This window comes from Thalassobium sp. R2A62 (genome assembly GCF_000161835.1).
Taxonomy (GTDB): Bacteria; Pseudomonadota; Alphaproteobacteria; order Rhodobacterales; family Rhodobacteraceae; genus Thalassobium.
This window is the reverse complement of sequence record NZ_GG697169.2, coordinates 427,855-449,538: the sequence shown is the minus strand read 5'-3', so window position 1 is coordinate 449,538 and position 21,684 is coordinate 427,855. Positions and strand designations below refer to the sequence as shown.

The window sequence follows — 21,684 nt, the reverse complement described above, 5'->3', positions numbered from 1 at the left end:
CAATGACGGCAACAGGTGTTCTATCTGATCGCCAGATCAGCGACATGGTCACAGACGGCGGCATCGCGTCGGACGTGCCTATTGTTGACGGTCAAATCCAACCTGCATCCCTTGATTTACGCCTTGGATCAAAGGCTTACCGTGTTCGCGCGTCTTTCCTTGCGGGGCTAGGAAAGACTGTTCACGACAAGCTTGCTGATTTTCAGATGCACGAGATTGAACTCGCCGGTGGCGCCGTTCTGGAGAAGGGATGTGTTTACGTTGTCCCATTGATGGAGCGTTTGGATTTGCCGGCAGGGATGACAGCGGCTGCCAGTGCCAAAAGCTCGATCGGGCGGTTGGATCTGCTCACTCGCATTATAACCGACAACGGGATCGAATTTGACCGTGTTCCAGAGGGATACACCGGCCCTCTGTTTGCCGAAATCTGCCCCAGGTCTTTTTCCGTCGTGGCCCAACCCGGTCAAATGCTGACCCAAATGATTTTTCGGCAAGGCAAGACACTGATCTCGGACGATGATCTGATGGCGTTGCACCGCGAAACTCCGATTGTCTCGGGCGAGCCGGTGATTTCCGGCGGTCTGGGGTTTTCTGTTGATCTTCGCCCAGAAAATGGCGATCTGGTTGGGTACCGCGCCAAGCCGCACACTGGCGTCGTCGAGCTGGCCAAGCTCGCGCACTATGATCCCGCAGAGTACTGGGAAGAAGTGCGCACCACCCAAGGGCGGATCATTCTCGACCCCGGTGCGTTCTATATTCTGGTCAGCCGCGAGGCGATCACAATTCCCCCAACCCATGCTGCCGAAATGGCGCCGTATCTCGCTATGGTTGGTGAATTTCGCGTGCACTATGCAGGCTTTTTCGATCCCGGCTTTGGCTGGGCCGAGGCCGGTGGTTCTGGATCGCGAGGCGTTTTAGAGGTCCGCTGTCACGAAGCGCCGTTCGTTCTAGAGCACGGTCAGGTCGTCGGACGATTGGTCTATGAAAAAATGACTGAAACACCCCAGCAGCTCTATGGTGCGGGGATCGCATCGAACTATCAAGGCCAAGGCCTAAAGCTGTCAAAACACTTTAAGAGTGCTGAATAGTCACCTGATAAATATCAGAACTTGCCCATTCTCCGCGTGATACGCATGGCTTGGCGTGCGCGTTTGGCGCCCTCTTTACCCTGCTGCGCCTGACGGCGCTCTTCGGGTGTCATATCGTTCGAGTTACGACCGCGGTTGGCCGCCATATTGATGCCCTTGTTGATGCCTTTGTTCAACAAACGGCGAAAGATCATATTCAGAATGCGGTCCATGGTCCGTCTCCTTGTGCCCTTCTAATATAGGGAATTGTGCTACTAAATGCGATCCTATCGCCAAAATGGGACGTTTTTGAGGCGCTATTCTTCGAACATCTCGGACTGGTTTTCATCCTCGTCGCCGTCTTCGGTGTCGCCCAAAGCAGTCGCGCCGGGTGGCGGTCGGTTTTCCAAGAGACCCGCCGCACGCAGTTCTTTGAGCCCTGGCAGATCTCGGGCGTTCTCGAGACCAAAGTGGTCTAGAAACTCTTGGGTCACCACAAACGTCACAGGCCGGCCCGGTGTCATGCGGCGACGACCAAAGCGGATCCACTCGAGCTCGATCAACTGATCTACGGTGCCGCGCGACACAGATACACCGCGAATTTCTTCGATCTCGGCACGTGTGACGGGCTGGTGGTATGCAACGATCGCCATTGTTTCGATAGCGGCCCTGCTCAGTTTACGGGTCTCGACCGTTTCTTTTTGCATCAAGAATCCGAGATCCGGTGCTGTTCGGATGGCCCAAGCGTCGCCCACCTTAACAACGCTAACTCCGCGCCCTTCGTACCGTTTGCGCAGATGCACCAATGCTTCGGCCGCGTCACAGCCGTGCGGCATCCGTCCAGCCAGCTCTTTGACCGTTACGGGGTCAGCTGTGGCAAACATGATTGCCTCGACCATGCGTTCTTGCTCAGCCATGGGCGGGGCTTCGAACAGGCTTTCTTCTTGGGTCTGTTCTGGCTCACTCATCAGGCAGTCTCTTTCGAATTTGGATCGGGGCAAAGGTTTCACCTTGCCGGATGTCAATCTTACCCTCTTTGGCAAGCTCTAGCGAGGCGGCAAAGGTCGCGGCCGTCGCCGAGCGGCGTTTTTGCGGGTCTGTCTCCCAACCATCGGGCAGATAGCTGCTGATATCGGTCCAGTCACCCGCAAAGCCGATCAGATTGCGCATTCGTTCGAGCGCTTGCTCCATCGTCAGGACCGATTTGCGATCCATGATAAACGGGCGGAATTCATCCTTGGTCCGGATACGGGCGTAGCCCTGCATCAAATCCAGCAGCGTCGCGGTATAGGTCACACGACGGACACGGGCGACGTCTTCGGTGATGCCACGGGCAAAGAAATCGCGCCCCAATTGATCGCGCGCCATAAGTTTTGCCGCAACATCGCGCATCGCCTGAAGGCGTTCCAGCTGGAATGCGAGGTGGGCCGCAAGCTCTTCGCCAGATGGCCCCTCTTCGGTCGGGTCAGGCGGTAGCAAGAGACGTGATTTAAGAAAGGCGAGCCACGCGGCCATCACCAAATAGTCGGCCGCCAATTCGATCCGCAGGTCTGCCGCGGTTTCGATGAATTTGAGATACTGCCGCGCTAGGTCCAGTACCGAGATTTGTCGCAGATCGACCTTTTGGGTACGGCTCATCGTCAACAGCAGGTCCAGAGGTCCCTCATACCCTTCGACATCAACGATCAGCGCTTCAGCCGCCAGCCGGTCGCTGACACTGACGGTGCTTTCCTGAAAATCGTCGGTTTGATCGTTGGACACGAGACGGCAGCCTTAGGCGTTGAGATAGCCTTCAAATTCACGGGCAGCGGCTGCAATGTCAATGTCATCAGGGGTCGAACGGGCCAAAACGGCGCGGTTTGCGCGGGTTTGTGCGCCTGACGTCATGTTGCCGCCAGCTTCAGCGACAGCAATCATATCATCCTGTTCACCGTTACAGTGGAGGACGATATCACATCCGGCGTCCAAAGCGTCGCGGCTACGGGTTGCCACAGTCCCCGACAGAGCCTCCATCGAGATGTCATCCGTCATAATCAGGTTGTCGAATTCCAGTTCGGATCGGACCAAATCCATCATCACAGGCGACGTGGTCGCGGGCGCATCAGGGTCGATTTGTTTAAAGACGATATGCGCACTCATCCCCATGGGCAGACTGTTGAGCGCTTTGAACGGGGCAAAATCGCGGGCCATCAGGTCCGCCTTGGGCGCATCAACGGTCGGCAAATGCAGGTGGCTGTCGACCAACGCACGCCCATGTCCAGGCATATGTTTAAGAACAGGCAGAACACCAGCTGCCATCAGCCCTTCGGCCGTGGCCATAGATGCTTTGACCACGGTTTCTACGTCCGAGCCATAGAGACGGTTGCGCAAAAACGGGTGCGTGTCAGCTTGGGCAATGTCGGCTGTGGGGGCGCAGTTGGTATCGATCCCAACAGCCATCAATTCGGACCCGATCAGCAAATTGCGCAAATACATAGACCGCAAACGATGCTCAGGCGCGACACGCTCCATTTGATCCATAGGCGGCAGGTATTCGCGCCAGACAGGTCCAAGCAAACGTTGAACCCGTCCGCCTTCTTGGTCGATCAAAACTGGAGCATTCCAGCCGACGCATTCACGAAGATCGCTTGTCAGTTTGTGAAGCTGCGCGGGCATATCAACGTTGCGCGCAAACAAAATGAACCCAAACGGGTTCGCCTCACGGAAAAACTCACGTTCCCACGCCTTTAGGGTCGTGCCCTCACATCCAAGAATATAGGCGCCCTGCCCCATGGTGCGATCCTAACGGACCACAACCGGAATACATACGGCGTTTTCAGCGGCCAGTGCCGAACAGAAGCGGCGAGCATCTGACAAATCGTCAAAACCCATCGCCCGCAAGCGGAAGAACGTCCGACCACCCGATTGCGCCTGTTGGACAACCTGAGTTTTGTCGCCCAAGAGGTCGGCAAACCGAACACGCAGGCGCTGCCATTCGCTATTTGCAATGTCTGCGCTGTCAAAGGCACCAAGTTGCACGAGGCGGGTCCCTGCTGGGATCGTCTGAGGTGCGACAGCCGCGACTGGGATCGCCGCTGCGTTGACCGCAGTTGAACGCACCGCGGTTGCACGCAGATCTTTGTCTGGACGCACGCTAGGGCGCGGTGAGCGGGTCACACCTGGAATGCTTGTCGAGATCGCCAAGGTTTCGGGACCTGCACCAAGAGATGCAACTGCCGCAACAGTCTCACCCTCGCCCAGATCGCTCAAAGGTTCGGCACCAGCTGTGATTTGTTCAACCAGTGATGCCACATCGCCAGCTGTCAAAGGTGCGCGCGGCACGAACTCTTCTTCGAGCGCAGTTGTAACTGTGCTTTCGAGCTCGGCGGCAGGCTCGGCTGCCTCGGCTGTGGTTTGGGTGTTTTCAGCCAGCGGATCCTGATTGATGATTGCGGTGACCAAATCACCGGCATCAAGGTCAACTTCGCGGGGGGCCAACAAAACGGTATCTTGAGCCGCCGCAGCAACACCTTCGGCGGCGACTTCGTTAACGGATAGACCGATATGATTTGCAATCGTGCCACCGGGGTCAGTCGGCGCCTCGCGCATCGGGCCGTCGATCGCCTCGACCACGGGAATGCCCGTGACGTCGCGCACCAATAGTTTGTATCCCCAAACACCCACGCCCACGATCAGAGCGAGCGATACAATCGCGCCAGCCGCATTGACCATGTTTGTAGGATTGGAACCAGAAGATGCCATAGATGCGGTCGCGTAACCGCCAACCTCGGTCGGATCAATAGCTGCCATCTGCGCCTCGCTGCCCCCGAGGTACAATGCCGTCGGGTGGTCTCTTGAAAAACTGCCTCGCCCGCGGTGTGTGGATACTTTAGCGCATCTCGTTTGCGGGTGTGACGCCAAGAATACCCAAACCGGCCGAAATAACAACTGCTGCGGCACGGATCAGCGCAATTTTCGCCTGTGTGGTTTCTGAATCACCCTCTTGGAAGAACCGCAGACTTTCGTCCGTGTTACCCCGGTTCCACAAAGCGTGAAATTCTCCAGCGAGTTCATAGAGATAGAATGCGATCCGGTGCGGTTCATTCGTCCGCGCAGCGATCTCGACCAAACGCGGCCATTCGGCGATCTTTTTGGCCAATGCCAGTTCGCCTTCGTTGGTCATGCCAGCCAAATCGACAGAAGACAGCGCATCATCTGAAACATCGATGTTCGCCTCGACCGCTTTACGCAGAACCGATTGCACCCGCGCATGGGCGTATTGGACGTAGAACACAGGGTTGTCCTTGGACTGTTCCGTGACCTTGTCAAAATCAAAGTCGAGCGGAGCGTCCTGTTTACGGGTCAGCATCACAAAGCGGGTCACATCGGGGCCCACCTGATCAACTACGTCCCGCAAGGTGATAAACGTCCCTGCCCGTTTGGACATTTTGAACGGCTCGCCATTCTTGGTCAGCTTGACCAATTGGGTCAGCTTTACATCCAGCGGCACTTGGCCGTCAGACAGTGCAGAAACAGCCGCCTTCATCCGTTTGACATAGCCGCCATGATCAGCGCCAAAGACGTCGATCAGTTCGTCAAACTCGCGGCTGATCTTGTCATAGTGATAGGCGATGTCCGGCGCAAAGTAGGTCCAAGCACCGTCAGATTTTTGGATCGGCCGATCAACATCGTCACCATGTTCCGTCGATTTAAACAGCGTTTGCTCGCGTGGTTCCCAATCCTCGGGCTTTTTACCCTTGGGCGGCTCGAGCGTTCCGCGATAAATCAGGCCTTTGGCATCAAGCTCGGCGATGGATTTTTCAATCTGGCCCGTGCCATAGAGCGATTTTTCGCTATAGAACACGTCCATTTCGATGCCCAACGCAGCAAGGTCGGACCGAATGAGGTTCATCATGGCGTCGGTTGCGAATTCGCGGACGTCTTCGAGCCAGTCAGCTTCGTCTTTGCCAACCAACGCATCACCGTGCATCTCAAACAGTGCCTGCCCCAGTGGAATCAAATAGTCGCCGGGGTATGTGCCGTCTTCAAATGCGACCTCTTGGCCATTCGCCTCGAGATACCGCAAGAACACGGACCGAGCGAGCACATCAACCTGTGCGCCACCGTCATTAATATAGTACTCACGCGTTACGTCGTAGCCCGCGTAGGCCAACAGGCTGGCCAACGCATCGCCAAAGACCGCACCCCGTACGTGGCCCACGTGCAATGGTCCGGTTGGGTTTGCGCTGACATATTCGACGTTCACCCGCGTACCAGTGCCCATGATCGACTGGCCGTAGCCACCATCGTATGTCTTTTTGACCAAGGCCTGCCAGACCCAATCAGCCAACCGCAGGTTCAAGAAACCAGGTCCTGCGACCTCGGCCACAGTAATCCGATTTTCATCTTGCAGCTTGGTCGCCAGCGCCTCGGCAATGTCACGCGGTTTCATTTTCGCAGGTTTCGCCAGCACCATCGCGGCGTTTGTCGCCATATCGCCGTGAGCCGCATCGCGGGGCGGTTCGACCGTAACATTATCCATGTTCAGGTCTGCTGGGAGCACACCATCAGCGACGAGCGCCTCGAGGCTCTCGATTACAAGGGTACGGATGTTGGCGAAAAGGTTCATTTCATGCGTCCTAACTGCGTGTCGGGGGTTTACCACTGTAAGCGGCCACGTCAACGTGGTGCCAGCCAATGCAATGGAGACCGCGCAACATGACACGCGCTACACTATGTGCCACCGCCGTGGTCGGAATTTTGATGATCCTAAGCGCCACTGCCATGCGTTTCGAACTGGGCACCCCCGGGATATCATCAATGTTCGAGCGTTTCGCCGGCTCAAATGCAGGACAGGTCTTTCAGTCGCTTGTTGTTGTGCACGGTTTATCGGCGACTGTGTTTCAGTTGCTCGTTGCAGCGTTTGCCTGTTTTGTCGCGCGCGATTTGGGCAACGAAACATCATGGGTCTTTGCATGGTTGTCTGTGGCGGCCGCGGTCTGTGCAGCTCTATTGCTAGGGTTGGCGTTGTTTTTGTCGGCACAACAGCAGTTTGGGGCATCTGAAAACATCGGCTGGACGCTCTATCCCCCGCTGAGCACGGAAACCACATCGGAACGACTGGGCGGCCTGCTGGGCTACCTCGAGGCATGGGGCAGCACGACGGGGTTCGCGACAATCTCGCTTGCTGATCTGCCGATTGTCAAAGATGGGCCTGCTGCGATGATCCTATTTGCAGCCTGCGCATTGGTGGGAACACGGCCCGGATACCGATTGGGTGCCACGTTTTGTCAGGTCTTTGTCTTGGTGCAATTGGTCTTCGCCTTGGTGGATACGACCCGATTGGTGGCCAACCCAATCTATCTGATAGGAACAATGCCGCTGTTGGTCATCTTGATGATCCAGCTGAAGGATGATGACACCCCCAGCGCACCCTACCTGTCAGCAGGTGTTGTTCTTAGCTTGGGCGTATTGCTGGTGACGGGGTTCGGTTCGCAGGCGACGTCCCAAGCCCTTGACAATGACACCCAGCTGCCAGTCGCAGTGGCGCATGGATTGCAGGGTGGAATGGTTGTGTTTGTTCTGTTTGCGGCGCTGAACCAATGGCTGCGCCCTCGCATTTCCTATACGGCCCTCTGGGCGCATGGACTGGCCATTGCAACGATCATGGGATTGAACGCATTCAGCCACATCCAATTGGCCAAACAAGGCATGCCCCGCCGTTACATCGACTACCCCGATACATTCGCAGCACTGAACCTCGGAATTTCGACTGCTTACGTCCTACTTGGGGTCTTGGTCCTTGGCGGGCTGATCGCAATGCGGCGCAGGCGCGCCTAACCGGTCACCAATCGCTTGTGCGTATCGAGCGCGAAACGGTCCGTCATACCAGCGATATAATCTGCAACGATGCGCGCCAAGGCAGTTTGATCTGCAGCCGCTGCGACATCTGCACGCCATTCCGAAGGAAGATGCGCCGGATCATTCAGAAACAGCGGGAATAGATCATTCACCACTTGGGTCACATCCTTGCGCATCTGCACAACGCTGGGCGCGCGGTACATGCGGGCAAAGAGAAAGGCGCGGATTTGCTTGAGATCAGACCACAGCGGATCAGAAAACCTGACCACTTGATATCCCAACGCACGAATATCGTCCGAATACTGCGCCTCTGTGTTTGCAAGCATCGCGCGGCTGGTGTCGATCACATCGGACACCATAACACCAAAGACGCGGCGCAGCGCTTCGTGGCGGCGGCGATAGGCGTCAATATTGGGATATAGTCGATCCACCTCTTTATACGCCTCTCCCACAATCGGAAGTTCGCAAATCTCGTCATCTGTAAACAGCTCGGCGCGCAACCCGTCATGTAGATCGTGATTGTTATAGGCCACATCGTCTGACAAAGCGGCAACCTGTGCTTCGGCGCTCGCATGCGTGGTCAGTTCCAGGTCATGCACTCTATTATAGTCCGTCAGGGCGAATGGTGGGTCCAGCACGGGGCCATTATGCTTGGCGATCCCCTCGAGGGTTTCCCACGTCAGGTTTAAACCATCCCATTCAGCATAGTGTCTTTCCAGCGATGTCACGATTTTCAACGCCTGCACATTGTGGTCGAAGCCACCGTAGGGAGACATCAACACATCCAGCGCCTCCTCGCCCGTATGACCAAAGGGCGTGTGCCCCAGATCATGGGCCAGTGCGACGGCTTCGGTTAGCTCGCCATTCAATCCCAATGCACCCGAGATCGTCCGCGCAACCTGTGCGACTTCGATCGAATGGGTCAGTCGCGTGCGAAAATAGTCACCTTCATTCTCCACAAAGACTTGGGTCTTGTGCTTGAGACGCCGAAAGGCGCTTGCGTGAATAATACGGTCGCGGTCCCGTTGGAACGGCGAGCGAAAGCTGCTCTCTTGTTCCGCGACCAACCGTCCCCGGGTTTGCGTCGCGTCACAAGCATAGGGCGCTGCCATTGCGTGCCTCGTCTTGTGGGTTTTGCCTGCTGACCTTATAGTGCGAATTAGACACCAGCGACAGAGAGAACTGACATGCTGACCCTACCCCCCACTGTGACCAATCGAGCCTTTGAACGGCTTGCCGAAATTGGCGCTGCAGATCAGGGCAAGGCGCTTCGCGTCGCCGTCGAAGGTGGCGGTTGTTCAGGATTTCAATACGAGATCGAACTGGACGTGGTCGGCGAAGACGATCTGGTTCTTGAAGGTTCTGGCGAGAAAGTTGTGATCGACAGCGTGTCATTGCCGTTTCTGGCCCAAGCGACCATCGATTTTTCAGAAGAGCTGATTGGTGCGCGGTTTGTCATTGAAAACCCCAATGCGACCAGCAGCTGCGGCTGCGGCACGTCCTTCTCTATATAAGGTCGGACGTTTCGCACTGACTTTGCCGACGACCCACGCCACAAATCGACCTGCCACCTCTTTTTTAGGGCTCTTCTTAGACAGCGGGCCATTGCAAAGGCCCGTGCACCCGGCTTTCTGACATCCCACACTGTATAATGTCGCGCGCTGGTGGGCCGAATTTGGCCCGACATCCCCAAAACACCTCGAAATTGCCTTTGGTTCAGATAGCTGGATCCCATTGGGGCGGCCAAACTATGCGCGTTTCATCTAAGTTCGTCGGCAAAACTGCATGACAAGTGACCCGTTGCAAAAAAAGTTGTCGCCCATTTCAGATTTTTTTTGGGACCACCGTGAGCTTTGTGACAAAACCGGCGGTGCGTGGCACCAGACACCTAAATCCACAAAACCAGTTATTATTGAGCATCCTCTGTGCAGCCTTGAACACCCAATTTCGCACACATGCACACATCCAGTTGAAACGTATTTAAACGTTATGATTCATAGCGTTACCAGACACGGAATGCTCATTTTTTTGTGATGATTGAAACCCTTTTCGCCGCCGGAAAGAGACCCATCTGTCCATCATCGAAACGCGGCAACGGCCACACAGACACTGACGTCAGGCCACCGCCGTTGAATAGGAGACGACGAAAACGCGACGAGAGAATGACGACTTCTCCCCCCTCTTTGCAAGGCCTCGCAAAAACGCACATTGCGTCCTGCAAATAAAAACAAACTAAACCGTTTAGTTTGAGTATCGAGCGCCTATATCACACCCATCAAGGCAGGCATCTGCCGCACAACACACACAAAAGGAACTATACAATGAAACTGACAACAATCGCACTCGCACTGACAGCAACTCTTGGCGCAACAGCAGCAACTGCAGACGCCTTCACAATCATCCCTGACCAAGAAGTAAACTCGGTCGTCGAACTGGGCCTCGTGAAATCCATCACTGGCGGCACTGTTGAGATCCGCGACTTCCGTCTTGGTACAGCTGGCGACGTTCTGGGCATGACTTCGGTTAGCGCCGGTGCAAACACAGACGTTCGCGTAAACGTAGGCCAAGAGCCTTTGGGTGACGTTCTTGCAGTCCTGCTGGACGCAAACGGCAACCCAGTTGCTGAGTACGAAATCGACGTTGTGCGCTGAGCCCGTAGCCTTCTGATCTGCAGACCCTTCCCCCCCCAAGCAGATCAATCATTGGACCGGTGCCTCCCCAGCGCCGGTCCTTTGTTATGTTTGGGGGGGCAAAGCCACCGAATACTGGTTGTATGGTCCGTTCTGTTCAGTCAAAATTGACGGAACACGGATCGGGGACTGCCATGAAAATCGCCACGTTCAACATCAACGGAATCAAAGCGAGAATTAACGCCCTGCCAGACTGGCTGGACGAGGCGCAGCCTGACGTCGCGATCTTGCAAGAGATCAAATCAGTTGACGAAAACTTCCCTCGCGAGCTGTTCGAAGAGCGCGGCTATAACGTTGAATCCCATGGGCAAAAGTCCTTCAACGGCGTTGCAATGTTGTCAAAGCTGCCGCTTGAGGATGTGCAGCGTGGCCTACCGGGCGATGATGAGGACGAACAGGCCCGCTGGATCGAGGCAACAGTTGTAGGCGAACAGGCCGTCCGGCTATGCGGATTGTATTTGCCAAACGGAAATCCGGTTCCTGGTCCGAAATACGAATACAAGCTCAGCTGGATGGAGCGGCTGCTGACGCGTGCCAAGGATTTATTGGCCGAAGAACAGCTCGCGTTGATCACAGGTGATTTCAACATCATTCCCCAGGCCGAAGATGCCGCAAATCCACAAGTCTGGCGTGAAGATGCGCTTTTTCGGCCAGAGAGCCGGGCCGCATGGCGCCGGATTGTAAATCTGGGATATACCGAAGCGTTTCGTGCGCGCACCCATGGGCCGGGGCATTATTCGTTCTGGGACTATCAGGCCGGTGCATGGAACAAGAACGACGGTATTCGTATCGATCATTTCCTGCTGACGCCGCAATGTGCGGACCTGCTGCGTGAATGCAAGATCGATGCAGAAATTCGTGGTCGGGAAAAACCATCAGACCACGTACCGGTCTGGGTCGAACTCGCAGCCTGAACAAAAAAGCGCGCCAGAATGATCTGACGCGCTTTGAATTCTTCAGCAAACCTACGTTTAGTCATCACGGTGTACTTTTTCGCGACGCTCATGACGCTCTTGCGCCTCGAGGCTCATGGTGGCGACAGGACGGGCATCCAGACGCTTTAGCGAGATCGGCTCGCCAGTGATGCTGCAGTACCCAAACTCACCTTCGTCAATACGGCGCAGGGCAGCGTCGATTTTGCCAACCAGCTTCCGCGCGCGGTCACGTGTACGCAATTCAAGAGCGCGGTCAGTTTCCTCGGATGCACGATCAGCTACGTCAGGAATGTTGCGTGTGCCGTCTTGCAGACCAGTGATGGTATCTTTGCTGTCGGACACCAGATCAGCCTTCCAATCCAACAACTTGCGCTGGAAATAGGCCAATTGCCGATCATTCATAAACGGTTCGTTCTCGGCAGGCTTGTAGTCGTCAGGCAAAAAAACTTCAGCGTTCATTGTGGCTCCCTCACTTACACTTGGGGCAGATGGTTTTAGGCTTTTTGTCATCCGCTCCCCCCCTTAGTTGGCCGCTCAATACCGCCGTTCGGACCGACTGTCACGCCCCAAAAGTATCAATTGCGTTCAAAATCCCTTGACCTATTGGGCAATCAAAGAAATGTCATACACACCAATGATTTATCGATGACGGGTGCAAAAATGCGTTTTGATGGAACTGCCAGCTATGTGGCGACCGACGATCTGACTGTGGCGGTCAACGCCGCTGTGACCCTAGAGCGTCCTTTGTTGGTCAAAGGCGAGCCGGGCACCGGCAAAACCGAACTCGCCCGTCAGGTTGCCGCTGGGCTCGGGGTGCCGATGATCGAATGGAACATCAAATCCACCACAAAGGCCCAGCAGGGTTTGTATGAATACGACGCTGTGAGCCGTTTACGTGACAGCCAATTGGGCGAGGCGCGCGTGCATGATGTCGGCAACTACATCAAACGAGGAAAACTGTGGCAAGCCTTTGCTGCAAAAGAAAAAACCGTTCTTCTGATTGATGAGATCGACAAGGCTGACATCGAGTTTCCAAATGATCTGTTGCAGGAACTGGATCAAATGGAATTCCATGTCTATGAGACCGGCGAAACCGTGCGCGCAGACATTCGCCCAATCGTGATCATCACATCCAACAATGAAAAAGAGCTTCCGGACGCGTTTTTGCGGCGCTGTTTCTTTCACTACATCCAATTCCCAGACATCGATACGATGCGTAAAATCGTCGAAGTGCACCACGCAGGCATCAAAGAGACTCTTTTGACGACGGCCCTCACCCTGTTTTACGAACTGCGCGACACCGCTGGGCTTAAGAAAAAGCCATCGACGTCCGAGGTTTTGGATTGGCTAAAGCTGTTGCTGGCCGAAGATCTGAGTGCAGAAGACCTCAAGCGCGACGGTGCGAATGCGCTGCCGAAACTCCATGGTGCCCTGCTTAAAAACGAACAAGACGTTCATTTGTTCGAACGGCTTGCGTTTATGGCGCGATCTCAACGTTAACGAATTTTGGTAGCCCAAGCTACACACACCCCAACATATTGAGAAACCCCAACAATCGGTGTGAGTCTTTTTGACCACGCCTGATTCGAAAGCGTGTGTTCCACTCGCTTTACAGGTGATTTTCGCACTTCTCCGCGTCGTTATGAGTGGGCTGGTGTGGGTTGGACACGCAACCGCCCAATTCTGACCCTACGCCAGCCTCAGTCGACAGGCAGGAACTGACTGAGCTATTGAGGAGAGCGTTTTGACCAAGGCAAAAATGCCGGTCGATATCCGCCCAATTCGCGCAGAGGACAGGTCTGCGTGGTATGAGTTGTGGACGGCCTATTTAGAGTTTTACGAAACGACTGTTTCGTCGGACGTCTATGACAAAACCTTTGAACGCCTTTTGGGCGATGATGATCGTGACTTTGCTGGGTTTCTGGCGTGGGTCGACGGCAAACCAGTTGGGCTGGTGCATTTCCTGACGCATCGCCACTGCTGGAAAATCGAAGACGTCATCTACCTGCAAGATCTGTATGCTGACCCATCCGTTCGCGGCGCTGGCGTTGGCCATGCATTGATCGAGGCTGTTTATTCAGCTGGAGACAGCGCTGGAACACCCACGGTTTATTGGCTGACCCAAGATTTCAACGCTCAGGCACGCAAATTGTATGACCGCGTCGCCAATCTGACCCCCTTTGTAACATATCAGAGGGCAGCAGCATGAAGCGGATGAGACTTCTAATGGTGCCTTTGGTCGCGTTCCTCGCGTCCTGCACCCCGATCCCGAACAACACAATCCCTGCACGTGCCGCCAATCTGGCGACGGTGTCGGCATTGCCACCGATGAAAACCTTTGCGAACAGGGCACCCGCCATAGCGAGCCGTCCCAACAGCGAAATCGCTCAGGATTTTCTTGATCTGGCGTTCAGAATGGAAAGCGGCCGAGCCATCCCAGTGATGACCCGCTTCGATGGACCGATCTCTGTTCGTGCGACAGGTGCGACACCTGCAAGTCTTGGCCCTGATTTGCGCCGCCTGCTGGGGCGCATCAGATCAGAAGCTGGCATCGATATTTTTTACACAACATCCGAATCTGCGAGCATCACGATCCATGCCCTACCCCGCGCCGAGTTACAGCGCGCCGTGCCGTCAGCAGCGTGTTTTGTCGTTCCGCGCGTGTCGTCGTGGGAAGAATTCAAATCGGCGCGTCGTTCGCCGCAGGTTGATTGGACAACATTGAACCGTCGCGACCGTGTGGCGATCTTTGTGCCATCCGACACCAGCCCCCAAGAGCTTCGTGACTGCCTGCACGAGGAGCTGGCCCAAGCGCTCGGGCCGCTCAACGATCTATACCGTTTGCCGGACTCAGTCTTTAACGACGACAACATTCATGCGGTTTTGACGCCGTTTGATATGCTGATTTTGCGTGCTTATTACGCGCCAGAGCTGTCCAACGGCATGACGCGCGGCAACTCTGCGGTACAACTGCCTAGATTGCTGTCACGGATCAATCCAGCGGGCGACCGTTCTGGAGGTCGGCCCTCTAACGACACGTCTCGCGATTGGATCGAAGCGATGGAAGCAGCACTTGCCAATGGTGCGAGCCCTGCCAAACGCCGTGCATCTGCCGCCACTGCTGTCGGGCTTGCCCGCGCATTTGGTTGGGATGGCTCGCGTCGTGGCTTTGCGCATTTCGCCTTTGGTCGTCTACAAGTTGGCAACCAGCCAGAAGTCGCGTTGGCATCATTCCAAGCGGCGAACAATATCTACGCCCAAAGCAGCAACACCCGACTGCATTCCGCACATGTTGCGGTGCAGTTGGCGGCCTTTTCGCTGTCATCAGGTGACGGGCTGCTGACGCTCGAGCTTGTGAACCGTGCAATTCCCGTTGCGACCCATCACGAAAACGCCGCCCTACTGGCCACGTTGATGATGTTCCGCGCAGAAGCGCTAGAGCTGACCGGACGCATAGACGAAGCACGTCAGGTCCGTCTGGACAGTCTGGGCTGGGCGCGATACGGCTTTGGTTCGGAACGCAACGTGCGGGCACGGCTTAGAGAAGTACAAGAGCTGAACCCGTTTAATGGAGCCGCATCAGGTCTATGATCTTTCCCATTGGTGGTCTTGTTTTGGGTGCGCTGTTTGGCGGGCTGTTTGCAAAAATCAAAGGCGGTAAAATGCTGGATGTCCTGCAATACGCAGCGACATGCGCGATTTTGCTGGGCCTGATTGGTCTGTTCCTCGTGATCTTTATTGATCGCCAGATGTTCTAAGCGATGTTTCTGCCTTTTTTTAAGACCCTCAGAGCCGGTGGTATCCCTGTCAGCCTGCGCGAATACCTTAGTTTTCTGGACGGTGTAAAATCGGGGTTGGTGACTTATGACACCACCGAATTTTACTACCTCGCCCGCACCATCATGGTCAAAGATGAACGGCATCTCGACCGGTTCGACCGAGCGTTCTCGGCTGCGTTCGAAGGATTAGAAAGCTTGACGGACGAGCAGGTCATGGAGGCCGTCGATATTCCTACCGATTGGTTGGAAAAGATGGCAGAAAAGCATCTAAGCGACGCTGAAAAAACCGAGATTGAAGCCTTGGGCGGATTTGATAAGCTAATGGAAACATTAAAGAAACGCCTAGAAGAGCAAAAGAAACGTCATCAGGGTGGTAGCAAATGGGTTGGCACCGCGGGGACCTCGCCCTTTGGTGCCTATGGCTACAATCCTGAGGGTGTTCGCATCGGCCAAGACAAGAGCCACCACCAACGCGCGACCAAGGTTTGGGACAAGCGGGCGTTTCGCAATCTAGACGACACCGTCGAGCTGGGCACACGCAACATCAAAGTCGCGCTCAAGCGTCTGCGCAGTTGGGCGCGTGACGGTGCAGCGGACGAACTGGACCTAGACGGCACAATTCGTGCGACGGCTGAGCATGGCTATCTAGATGTCCAAACCCGCCCCGAGCGGCGCAACGCGGTCAAGGTTCTGCTGTTCCTTGATGTTGGCGGATCGATGGACCCCTATATTCGCGTGGTCGAAGAGCTGTTCAGTGCCGCGCGGGCCGAATTCAAACATCTCGAATACTTCTATTTCCACAACTGTCTCTACGAAGGCGTGTGGAAGGACAACAATCGCCGTTGGGATGCGCAGATCGACACCCACGAAGTGCTGCGCACCTACGGATCGGACTACAAATGCATCTTTGTCGGTGATGCCAGCATGTCGCCCTATGAAATCGCTTATGCGGGCGGTGCAAACGAGCATTGGAATGCCGAGGCCGGATCGGTTTGGCTAGGCCGCGCGCGCGATCACTGGGCAAATCATATGTGGATCAACCCACTGGGCGAACGCTATTGGCAGTACACCCATTCGATCGGCATGATCCAAGAAATCTTTGGCGCGGACCGGATGGTACCAATGACATTACAAGGGATTGAACGTGGTATGCGGCAATTGAGCCGATAGGGCTTGGCCCCTGCCCCAGATCACCCCATATATAAGTCATGCTCAAGTTTACCCCCATCCTGCTCGCCGTGCTCTACGGCCTCGCGATGTACCGCTTTTCCATGTGGCGCACCGCCAAAGAACTAAACGCCAAATCGACAGAGTTGGCGGATGCAGGTTTGCGGGCTTTGTGCGACCAGATGGCCGCGGCTCTGGGGATCAACCGGATCAAGGTGCATCTCTATGAGATCGAGCCGGTCAACGGGCTGGCCGCTCCCGACGGACGCATTTTCATCACCCGTGGGTTCTATGACAAATACCGTCAGGGTCAGGTCACTGGCGAAGAAATGGCCAGCGTGATCGCGCACGAGTTGGGCCATGTCGCGCTAGGACACGCACGCCGCCGAATGATCGATTTTTCGGGACAGAACGCGATGCGAACAGCCATCGCGATGGTGATTTCGCGATTTGTCCCTTTTGTTGGGCCCATGATTGCAAACGGATTGATGAGCCTGCTGGCCGCACGTTTGTCGAGAAGCGATGAATACGAAGCCGACGCCTATGCCAGCGCCCTCATGATCAAAGCAGGAATCGGCGTGGAGCCGCAAAAATCGCTGTTTACCAAGCTTGAGAAACTGACCGGTGCGCGAGGTGCAAGCCCAGCATGGCTGATGAGCCATCCAAAATCCGAGGATCGTATTGCTGCAATTGATGCAAACGCCGACAAATGGGTTAACTCGTAAGCGCCTTGGCCAGACGTGGCAGTCGCGCCTTTTTCAACAGTTTCCGCATCGTCCAATCCTCGCCAGACAGACGGCGTGCTTCGTTCAAAATAGCGTCTGCAACCTGTTGAATTTCGTCTGGGTGATCAGACCATAGGGCCCAAAGGAACCCATCAGGGTCACGGCGCTCGACGCCCTCTTCTGACAGAATGTTGCGCGGGAAATCCTTGGCATTCATCGTGACGATCGCATCAGACGAACTGTGGATCGCGCTGGCCAGCACGTGAATATCGTTTTCATCCGGCAGATAGAGCCGCGCTTCGAGCCCTTGATGCACGGGGACAGAGGCTTTGGGCCAATAGGCGGACAATATTGCAATCTCTCCACGCGCGATGGTCTCGCCTTCGGGGCCAATTTTCCGCGCGGCGAGCGCCCATTCCTCTAGAATACGGCTCGACCAACGAGGCTCGAACAATCCAGCTTTGGCAGCGCCCATCAACATCTCACGCATCACTGTAGGAAACAGCACGCATGCGTCGAGCACGACCCTCATAAACGGAAGAACAACGCCTTGAGATACCCGCTCTCAGCCAATTGCGGCAGCAACGGATGATCAGGACCGGCAGTCCCAGTATAGATCAGCTGTGCAGGACGCTCGGCGCGACCAATGCCGCGTGTCGATGCGGTGAAAAACTTGGATTGATCAACAGCGTGACTGCACGAACACAGCCCCAAATACCCACCTGGTTTGACCAAAGGCGCGGCGAGACGTGCCACTTTTTCGTAGGCGCGCATACCGGCCTCTAGTGCGGCGCGGGATGGTGCAAATGCGGGTGGATCACAGATCACAATGTCGAACTGACGTCCCTCTTGGCCAAACCGAGTGAGCGCTGCGAACGCATCACCCTTGGTCCCCGTAAAGCGGTCAGCCACACCCATTTCAGCGGCCCCTTGGGCTGCGAGATCAAGAGCGGGTTGCGAGCCATCAACACAAAGCGTTGATTTCGCACCAGCGGCCAAGGCAGCTAGACCAAATCCGCCAACATGCGAAAACACATCCAAAACGTCCGCGTCCTGCGCCAATCCAGCCACAAACGCATGGTTAGGTCGTTGATCATAGAACAGGCCTGTCTTTTGACCGCCCATGATGTCAGCCATATAGGTCGCACCATTCATCTGAACCGGAACTGCAGCGGTGGGTGCGGTGCCTAGAGCGACCTCCATCACTTCGTCCAAGCCTTCGAGACTGCGCGCGCGGCCGGTGCCGTTCTTGATCACAGTGGTCACACCAACGATCTGAACCAATGCATCTGCGAGTGCGTCAAACATAACCTCGGCCCAAGCCGCGTTCGGCTGAACAACAGCGATGTCACCAAAGCGGTCAATGATCACACCGGGCATTCCGTCGCCTTCGGCATGGACCAAACGGTAGAACGGTTGATCATAGAGGCGGTCGCGGTGCGCAAAGGCGCTTGCAATCTTGGCCTGCACCCATTCGGCATCGACGGGAACGGTCAAGTCCCGCTCCATCACGCGGCACATAATCTTCGAGCCGGAGTTTACCGTGACTTGGGCTATCTCGCGCCGGTCGGCGTCTTCGAGCACTGCGATTGATCCCGGGGCCAGTGCTTTGGTCCGGCGATCCATCACCATTTCATTGGAATAAACCCAAGGCGCCCCGAACCGCACGCGGCGGGGGTCAGTTTTGGGTTTCATGCGAACAACGGGTAAGGAGGACTGCGTCATGCAGCCCTCCTACCCTGTTCAATTCATATGCGAAAGAGCTAGATCAGCTCTCGTAGCGGACAGGCTGTGCAATCAGCGCGTCTGTGATGGCCTCTGTGAGGTGGCGCGTGATGCGCACCTTTTGTGTCTCGCCAGCGGCTTCGGCGCGTGCAGCCACCTCGCCACCAAACGCCGGAAGGTCAGCATTCATGTTACGTGTCAGCAGAACCTGACCGTTGACTGCGTCACGGACAACCATGTCAAAACGGATGTTGTGCACACCGCCGAATGTCCAACGCGCTTTTTCTGTTACCGAATGAAAGCGGTTGATTGTGATCTCGACATCAACCGATTGATCACCAGTCATACGCGAAGCTGTCCCTGCGAGGCTTTCTTGGAAGATACGTGCGATCTGTTGTTTGCGATCGCCCAACCCATCACCGCGCCAAACAATGTCAGCCACAGGATAATAACGGTTTGCTTCGGAAACGCGCAGATCCTGCGGGATGCCGACGCTGATGCCGCTGAGTGTGAAATTCGGTGCAATTGCGACCTGAGGAGTGGCCAACTGGCCTGCATCCAGCGGTGCATTACGCGACACCTGATCGACCCCGCCACATGCGGTCAAAGTTGCGGCTACGGCCAGTGCAGTCAGAGTTTTCATCAGTTTCATCGTTATGCCTTTCCGGCCATGCGGCCGCGGTGCTCTTCGATTTCATTAAGCTTGCGTTAACGTTTGGCGACCAACCAAGGCACACATGTGGTCAGTCTGGTTCAATTTCGCGAAAAGGTTGAGAAGGTAGATCAGATACTCGCCGCAATTCGTTCAATCTAGTGGGAATTGCATATTGTTAGCGCTAACCAAGCGTGCTACCCCCAGCCAAACTGCGAGATCAGAGCATGAGGCGAGAATGACCCTGAACAGCACTGTACACGACGTGACCCAACGTATCATCGAGCGATCTGCAAAGACCCGCGGCGATTATTTAGACCGGATGGCCGCTGCTGCTGCCGCTGGGCCGCGCAGAGCGCACCTAACCTGCGGAAACCAAGCGCACGCCTATGCGGCGATGGGTGACGACAAACCCGCATTGGTTGCAGAAAAGGCCGCCAATGTCGGAATCATTACGGCCTACAATGATATGTTGTCGGCGCACCAACCCTTTGCCACTTATCCTGACATGATCAAGGAAACAGCGCGCAAGAATGGCGCCACGGCCCAAGTTGCAGGCGGTGTGCCCGCAATGTGCGACGGTGTGACCCAAGGCCAGACGGGAATGGAGCTAAGCCTGTTTTCTCGCGATGTTATCGCGCTGGCCGCTGGAGTTGGCCTCAGCCACAACACGTTTGATGCAGCCCTCTATCTAGGTGTCTGCGACAAGATCGTGCCGGGCCTTGTGATCGCGGCCGCCACCTTTGGCTACATCCCGGGATTGTTCTTGCCCGCGGGGCCCATGACCAGTGGTTTGCCCAATGATGAGAAGGCTAAGGTCCGTCAGCGATTTGCAACTGGTGATTGTGATCGCGCCGAACTGATGAAGTCGGAAATGGCATCCTATCATGGTCCGGGCACTTGCACATTCTACGGAACTGCTAACTCGAACCAAATGCTGATGGAATTCATGGGCCTGCACCTGCCGGGCGCCAGCTTTGTGAACCCCAACACGCCCCTGCGCGATGCCTTGACCGCTGCGGGAACCGAACGCGCGCTCGCGATTACGGCTCTTGGCAACAACTATACCCCTGTCAGTGATATTCTGGACGAACGTGCGATCGTGAACGGTATTATCGGATTGATGGCGACGGGTGGTTCGACCAACCTTGTTCTGCACCTGCCCGCAATGGCACGTGCCGCCGGCGTGATCTTAGATCTCGAAGATTTCTCGGACCTTTCTGCTGTCATTCCTTTGATGGCCAAGGTTTATCCAAACGGTCTGGCCGATGTGAACCACTTCCATGCAGCGGGCGGTCTGGGCTACATGATCGGCAACTTGCTCGAAGAAGGTTTGCTGCATGACGACGTTAAAACCGCCGCCGGTGATGGTCTTAGCCGGTATGCCCAAGAGCCCAAGCTTGTCGGTGACACTTTGACATGGGTCGATGGCGCCAAGGTTAGCCTGAACGAACGGATCGTACGTCCTGCGTCGGATCCGTTTCAGCCACAGGGTGGCTTGACCCAGCTCAAAGGCACGCTCGGCACTGGTGTGATCAAAGCTTCGGCAATTGATCCCAGCCGCCACATGATCAGCGGCCCTGCGCGCGTGTTCCACACCCAAGACGCCGTAAAGGCTGCGTTCCAAGCGGGTGAATTGACCGAAGACGCGATTATTGTTGTTCGGTTCCAAGGCCCGAAATCCAACGGAATGCCGGAACTGCACGGCCTGACGCCTGTGTTGTCTGTTATGCAAGACAGAGGTCTCAAGGTCGCACTTGTCACAGACGGTCGGATGTCAGGTGCGTCTGGCAAGGTGCCAGCAGCGATCCACCTGAGCCCAGAGGCCGCTGACGGTGGCCCCATCGCCTATATTCAAGACGGTGACATGGTCACTCTCGATATCGCACGCGGTTCGCTGCATGTAGACGCTGACTTTACCGACCGCCCCCGCGCGCAACCCGACCTGTCGGGCAATGGCAACGGAGTAGGACGTGAATTGTTCGAGATGTTCCGCCAGACTGTTGGCCAAGCCAAGGACGGTGCAGGCGTCGTCGTCTAAACTGACCTAAGTACCAATTAACTTTCGCCGGAGGCTCCGGCATTCGTAATCCGAGGACCACAT

At 55.7% G+C, this 21,684-nt stretch carries 23 protein-coding genes; 12 read left to right on the top strand and 11 right to left on the bottom strand.

All coding sequences use genetic code 11. The annotated features are described in order from the left end of the window. The first annotated feature begins 2 nt into the window (after window positions 1-2). On the top strand, window positions 3-1,088 hold the full coding sequence (locus TR2A62_RS02235) for a 2'-deoxycytidine 5'-triphosphate deaminase (protein WP_009159187.1): 1,086 nt from the start codon (window positions 3-5) through the stop codon (window positions 1,086-1,088). Window positions 1,089-1,102: 14 nt separating this feature from the next. Here the strand turns inward: TR2A62_RS02235 and TR2A62_RS02230 are convergent, their stop codons facing one another. The 6 genes from TR2A62_RS02230 to argS form a co-directional block, all read right to left on the bottom strand. Then, complete coding sequence (locus TR2A62_RS02230) at window positions 1,103-1,300, bottom strand: hypothetical protein (RefSeq protein WP_009158586.1); 198 nt, start codon at window positions 1,298-1,300, stop codon at window positions 1,103-1,105. Window positions 1,301-1,384: 84 nt separating this feature from the next. Next, entirely contained in the window at window positions 1,385-2,035 is a 651-nt protein-coding gene (gene scpB, locus TR2A62_RS02225) for an SMC-Scp complex subunit ScpB (RefSeq protein WP_009157571.1), read from the bottom strand. Continuing rightward, window positions 2,028-2,828, bottom strand: a complete 801-nt coding sequence (locus TR2A62_RS02220; protein ID WP_009160691.1) for a ScpA family protein — start codon at window positions 2,826-2,828, stop codon at window positions 2,028-2,030. Before TR2A62_RS02220 ends, scpB begins: the two co-directional genes overlap by 8 nt. 12 nt (window positions 2,829-2,840) lie before the next feature. Then, entirely contained in the window at window positions 2,841-3,839 is a 999-nt protein-coding gene (nagZ, locus tag TR2A62_RS02215; protein ID WP_009159635.1) for a beta-N-acetylhexosaminidase, read from the bottom strand. Between the two features lie 9 nt (window positions 3,840-3,848). Further along, window positions 3,849-4,856 (bottom strand): SPOR domain-containing protein, encoded by a 1,008-nt coding sequence (locus tag TR2A62_RS02210; RefSeq protein ID WP_009159021.1) that lies wholly within the window; start codon window positions 4,854-4,856, stop codon window positions 3,849-3,851. Between the two features lie 79 nt (window positions 4,857-4,935). Further along, on the bottom strand, window positions 4,936-6,675 hold the full coding sequence (argS, locus tag TR2A62_RS02205; protein WP_009160066.1) for an arginine--tRNA ligase: 1,740 nt from the start codon (window positions 6,673-6,675) through the stop codon (window positions 4,936-4,938). An 89-nt stretch (window positions 6,676-6,764) separates the two neighbouring features. Here argS and TR2A62_RS02200 point away from each other — a divergent pair, with 89 nt between their 5' ends. Beyond that, the gene (locus TR2A62_RS02200; RefSeq protein WP_009160707.1) at window positions 6,765-7,886 is read left to right on the top strand and encodes a cytochrome c oxidase subunit I; all 1,122 of its coding nucleotides are present in this window, start codon (window positions 6,765-6,767) and stop codon (window positions 7,884-7,886) included. Here TR2A62_RS02200 and TR2A62_RS02195 read toward each other — a convergent pair. Next, window positions 7,883-9,019 (bottom strand): deoxyguanosinetriphosphate triphosphohydrolase, encoded by a 1,137-nt coding sequence (locus TR2A62_RS02195; protein WP_009159255.1) that lies wholly within the window; start codon window positions 9,017-9,019, stop codon window positions 7,883-7,885. The two genes, TR2A62_RS02200 and TR2A62_RS02195, sit on opposite strands and share 4 nt — an antisense overlap. A gap of 78 nt (window positions 9,020-9,097) precedes the next feature. On the opposite strand from TR2A62_RS02195, the gene TR2A62_RS02190 reads away from it, so the two are divergent. From TR2A62_RS02190 to xth, 3 genes are all read left to right on the top strand, one after another. Continuing rightward, window positions 9,098-9,421: an iron-sulfur cluster assembly accessory protein gene (locus TR2A62_RS02190; protein WP_040821035.1), complete on the top strand. Its 324-nt coding sequence runs from the start codon at window positions 9,098-9,100 to the stop codon at window positions 9,419-9,421. Between the two features lie 807 nt (window positions 9,422-10,228). Beyond that, a complete protein-coding gene (locus tag TR2A62_RS02180) occupies window positions 10,229-10,558 on the top strand; it encodes a hypothetical protein (RefSeq protein WP_009160889.1) in 330 nt (109 codons plus the stop codon). A 173-nt stretch (window positions 10,559-10,731) separates the two neighbouring features. Continuing rightward, window positions 10,732-11,511 carry an exodeoxyribonuclease III gene (xth, locus tag TR2A62_RS02175; protein ID WP_009158123.1) on the top strand — a complete coding sequence of 260 codons (780 nt, stop codon included), beginning with the start codon at window positions 10,732-10,734 and terminating at the stop codon, window positions 11,509-11,511. A gap of 57 nt (window positions 11,512-11,568) precedes the next feature. Here the strand turns inward: xth and dksA are convergent, their stop codons facing one another. After that, window positions 11,569-11,991 (bottom strand): RNA polymerase-binding protein DksA, encoded by a 423-nt coding sequence (gene dksA / locus TR2A62_RS02170; RefSeq protein WP_009159140.1) that lies wholly within the window; start codon window positions 11,989-11,991, stop codon window positions 11,569-11,571. Between the two features lie 201 nt (window positions 11,992-12,192). On the opposite strand from dksA, the gene TR2A62_RS02165 reads away from it, so the two are divergent. From TR2A62_RS02165 to TR2A62_RS02145, 6 genes are all read left to right on the top strand, one after another. Continuing rightward, complete coding sequence (locus TR2A62_RS02165) at window positions 12,193-13,032, top strand: MoxR family ATPase (protein WP_040821034.1); 840 nt, start codon at window positions 12,193-12,195, stop codon at window positions 13,030-13,032. Window positions 13,033-13,291: 259 nt separating this feature from the next. After that, window positions 13,292-13,741, top strand: coding sequence for a GNAT family N-acetyltransferase (locus tag TR2A62_RS02160; protein ID WP_040821033.1), 450 nt, complete (start codon window positions 13,292-13,294; stop codon window positions 13,739-13,741). Window positions 13,742-13,746: 5 nt separating this feature from the next. Then, window positions 13,747-15,123 (top strand): DUF2927 domain-containing protein, encoded by a 1,377-nt coding sequence (locus TR2A62_RS02155; protein ID WP_369699498.1) that lies wholly within the window; start codon window positions 13,747-13,749, stop codon window positions 15,121-15,123. Further along, the gene (locus TR2A62_RS18665) at window positions 15,120-15,290 is read left to right on the top strand and encodes a hypothetical protein (protein ID WP_009158490.1); all 171 of its coding nucleotides are present in this window, start codon (window positions 15,120-15,122) and stop codon (window positions 15,288-15,290) included. Before TR2A62_RS02155 ends, TR2A62_RS18665 begins: the two co-directional genes overlap by 4 nt. 3 nt (window positions 15,291-15,293) lie before the next feature. Next, window positions 15,294-16,481, top strand: a complete 1,188-nt coding sequence (locus TR2A62_RS02150; RefSeq protein ID WP_009157689.1) for a VWA domain-containing protein — start codon at window positions 15,294-15,296, stop codon at window positions 16,479-16,481. Window positions 16,482-16,519: 38 nt separating this feature from the next. Beyond that, window positions 16,520-17,203 carry a M48 family metallopeptidase gene (locus tag TR2A62_RS02145; protein ID WP_009158144.1) on the top strand — a complete coding sequence of 228 codons (684 nt, stop codon included), beginning with the start codon at window positions 16,520-16,522 and terminating at the stop codon, window positions 17,201-17,203. Here TR2A62_RS02145 and TR2A62_RS02140 read toward each other — a convergent pair. From TR2A62_RS02140 to TR2A62_RS02130, 3 genes are read right to left on the bottom strand one after another with little or no spacing between them, the layout of a single operon-like run. Beyond that, window positions 17,193-17,735 (bottom strand): RSP_2648 family PIN domain-containing protein, encoded by a 543-nt coding sequence (locus TR2A62_RS02140; RefSeq protein ID WP_009158273.1) that lies wholly within the window; start codon window positions 17,733-17,735, stop codon window positions 17,193-17,195. The genes TR2A62_RS02145 and TR2A62_RS02140 overlap by 11 nt on opposite strands. Further along, window positions 17,732-18,928, bottom strand: coding sequence for an RSP_2647 family RNA methyltransferase (locus TR2A62_RS02135; protein ID WP_009158727.1), 1,197 nt, complete (start codon window positions 18,926-18,928; stop codon window positions 17,732-17,734). The genes TR2A62_RS02140 and TR2A62_RS02135 overlap by 4 nt, the downstream gene beginning before the upstream one ends. Before the next feature lie 43 nt (window positions 18,929-18,971). Further along, window positions 18,972-19,580, bottom strand: coding sequence for a DUF6778 family protein (locus TR2A62_RS02130; RefSeq protein ID WP_009158403.1), 609 nt, complete (start codon window positions 19,578-19,580; stop codon window positions 18,972-18,974). A 238-nt stretch (window positions 19,581-19,818) separates the two neighbouring features. Here TR2A62_RS02130 and edd point away from each other — a divergent pair, with 238 nt between their 5' ends. Next, entirely contained in the window at window positions 19,819-21,621 is a 1,803-nt protein-coding gene (gene edd / locus TR2A62_RS02125; RefSeq protein ID WP_009160810.1) for a phosphogluconate dehydratase, read from the top strand. The last annotated feature ends 63 nt before the right edge of the window (window positions 21,622-21,684 follow it).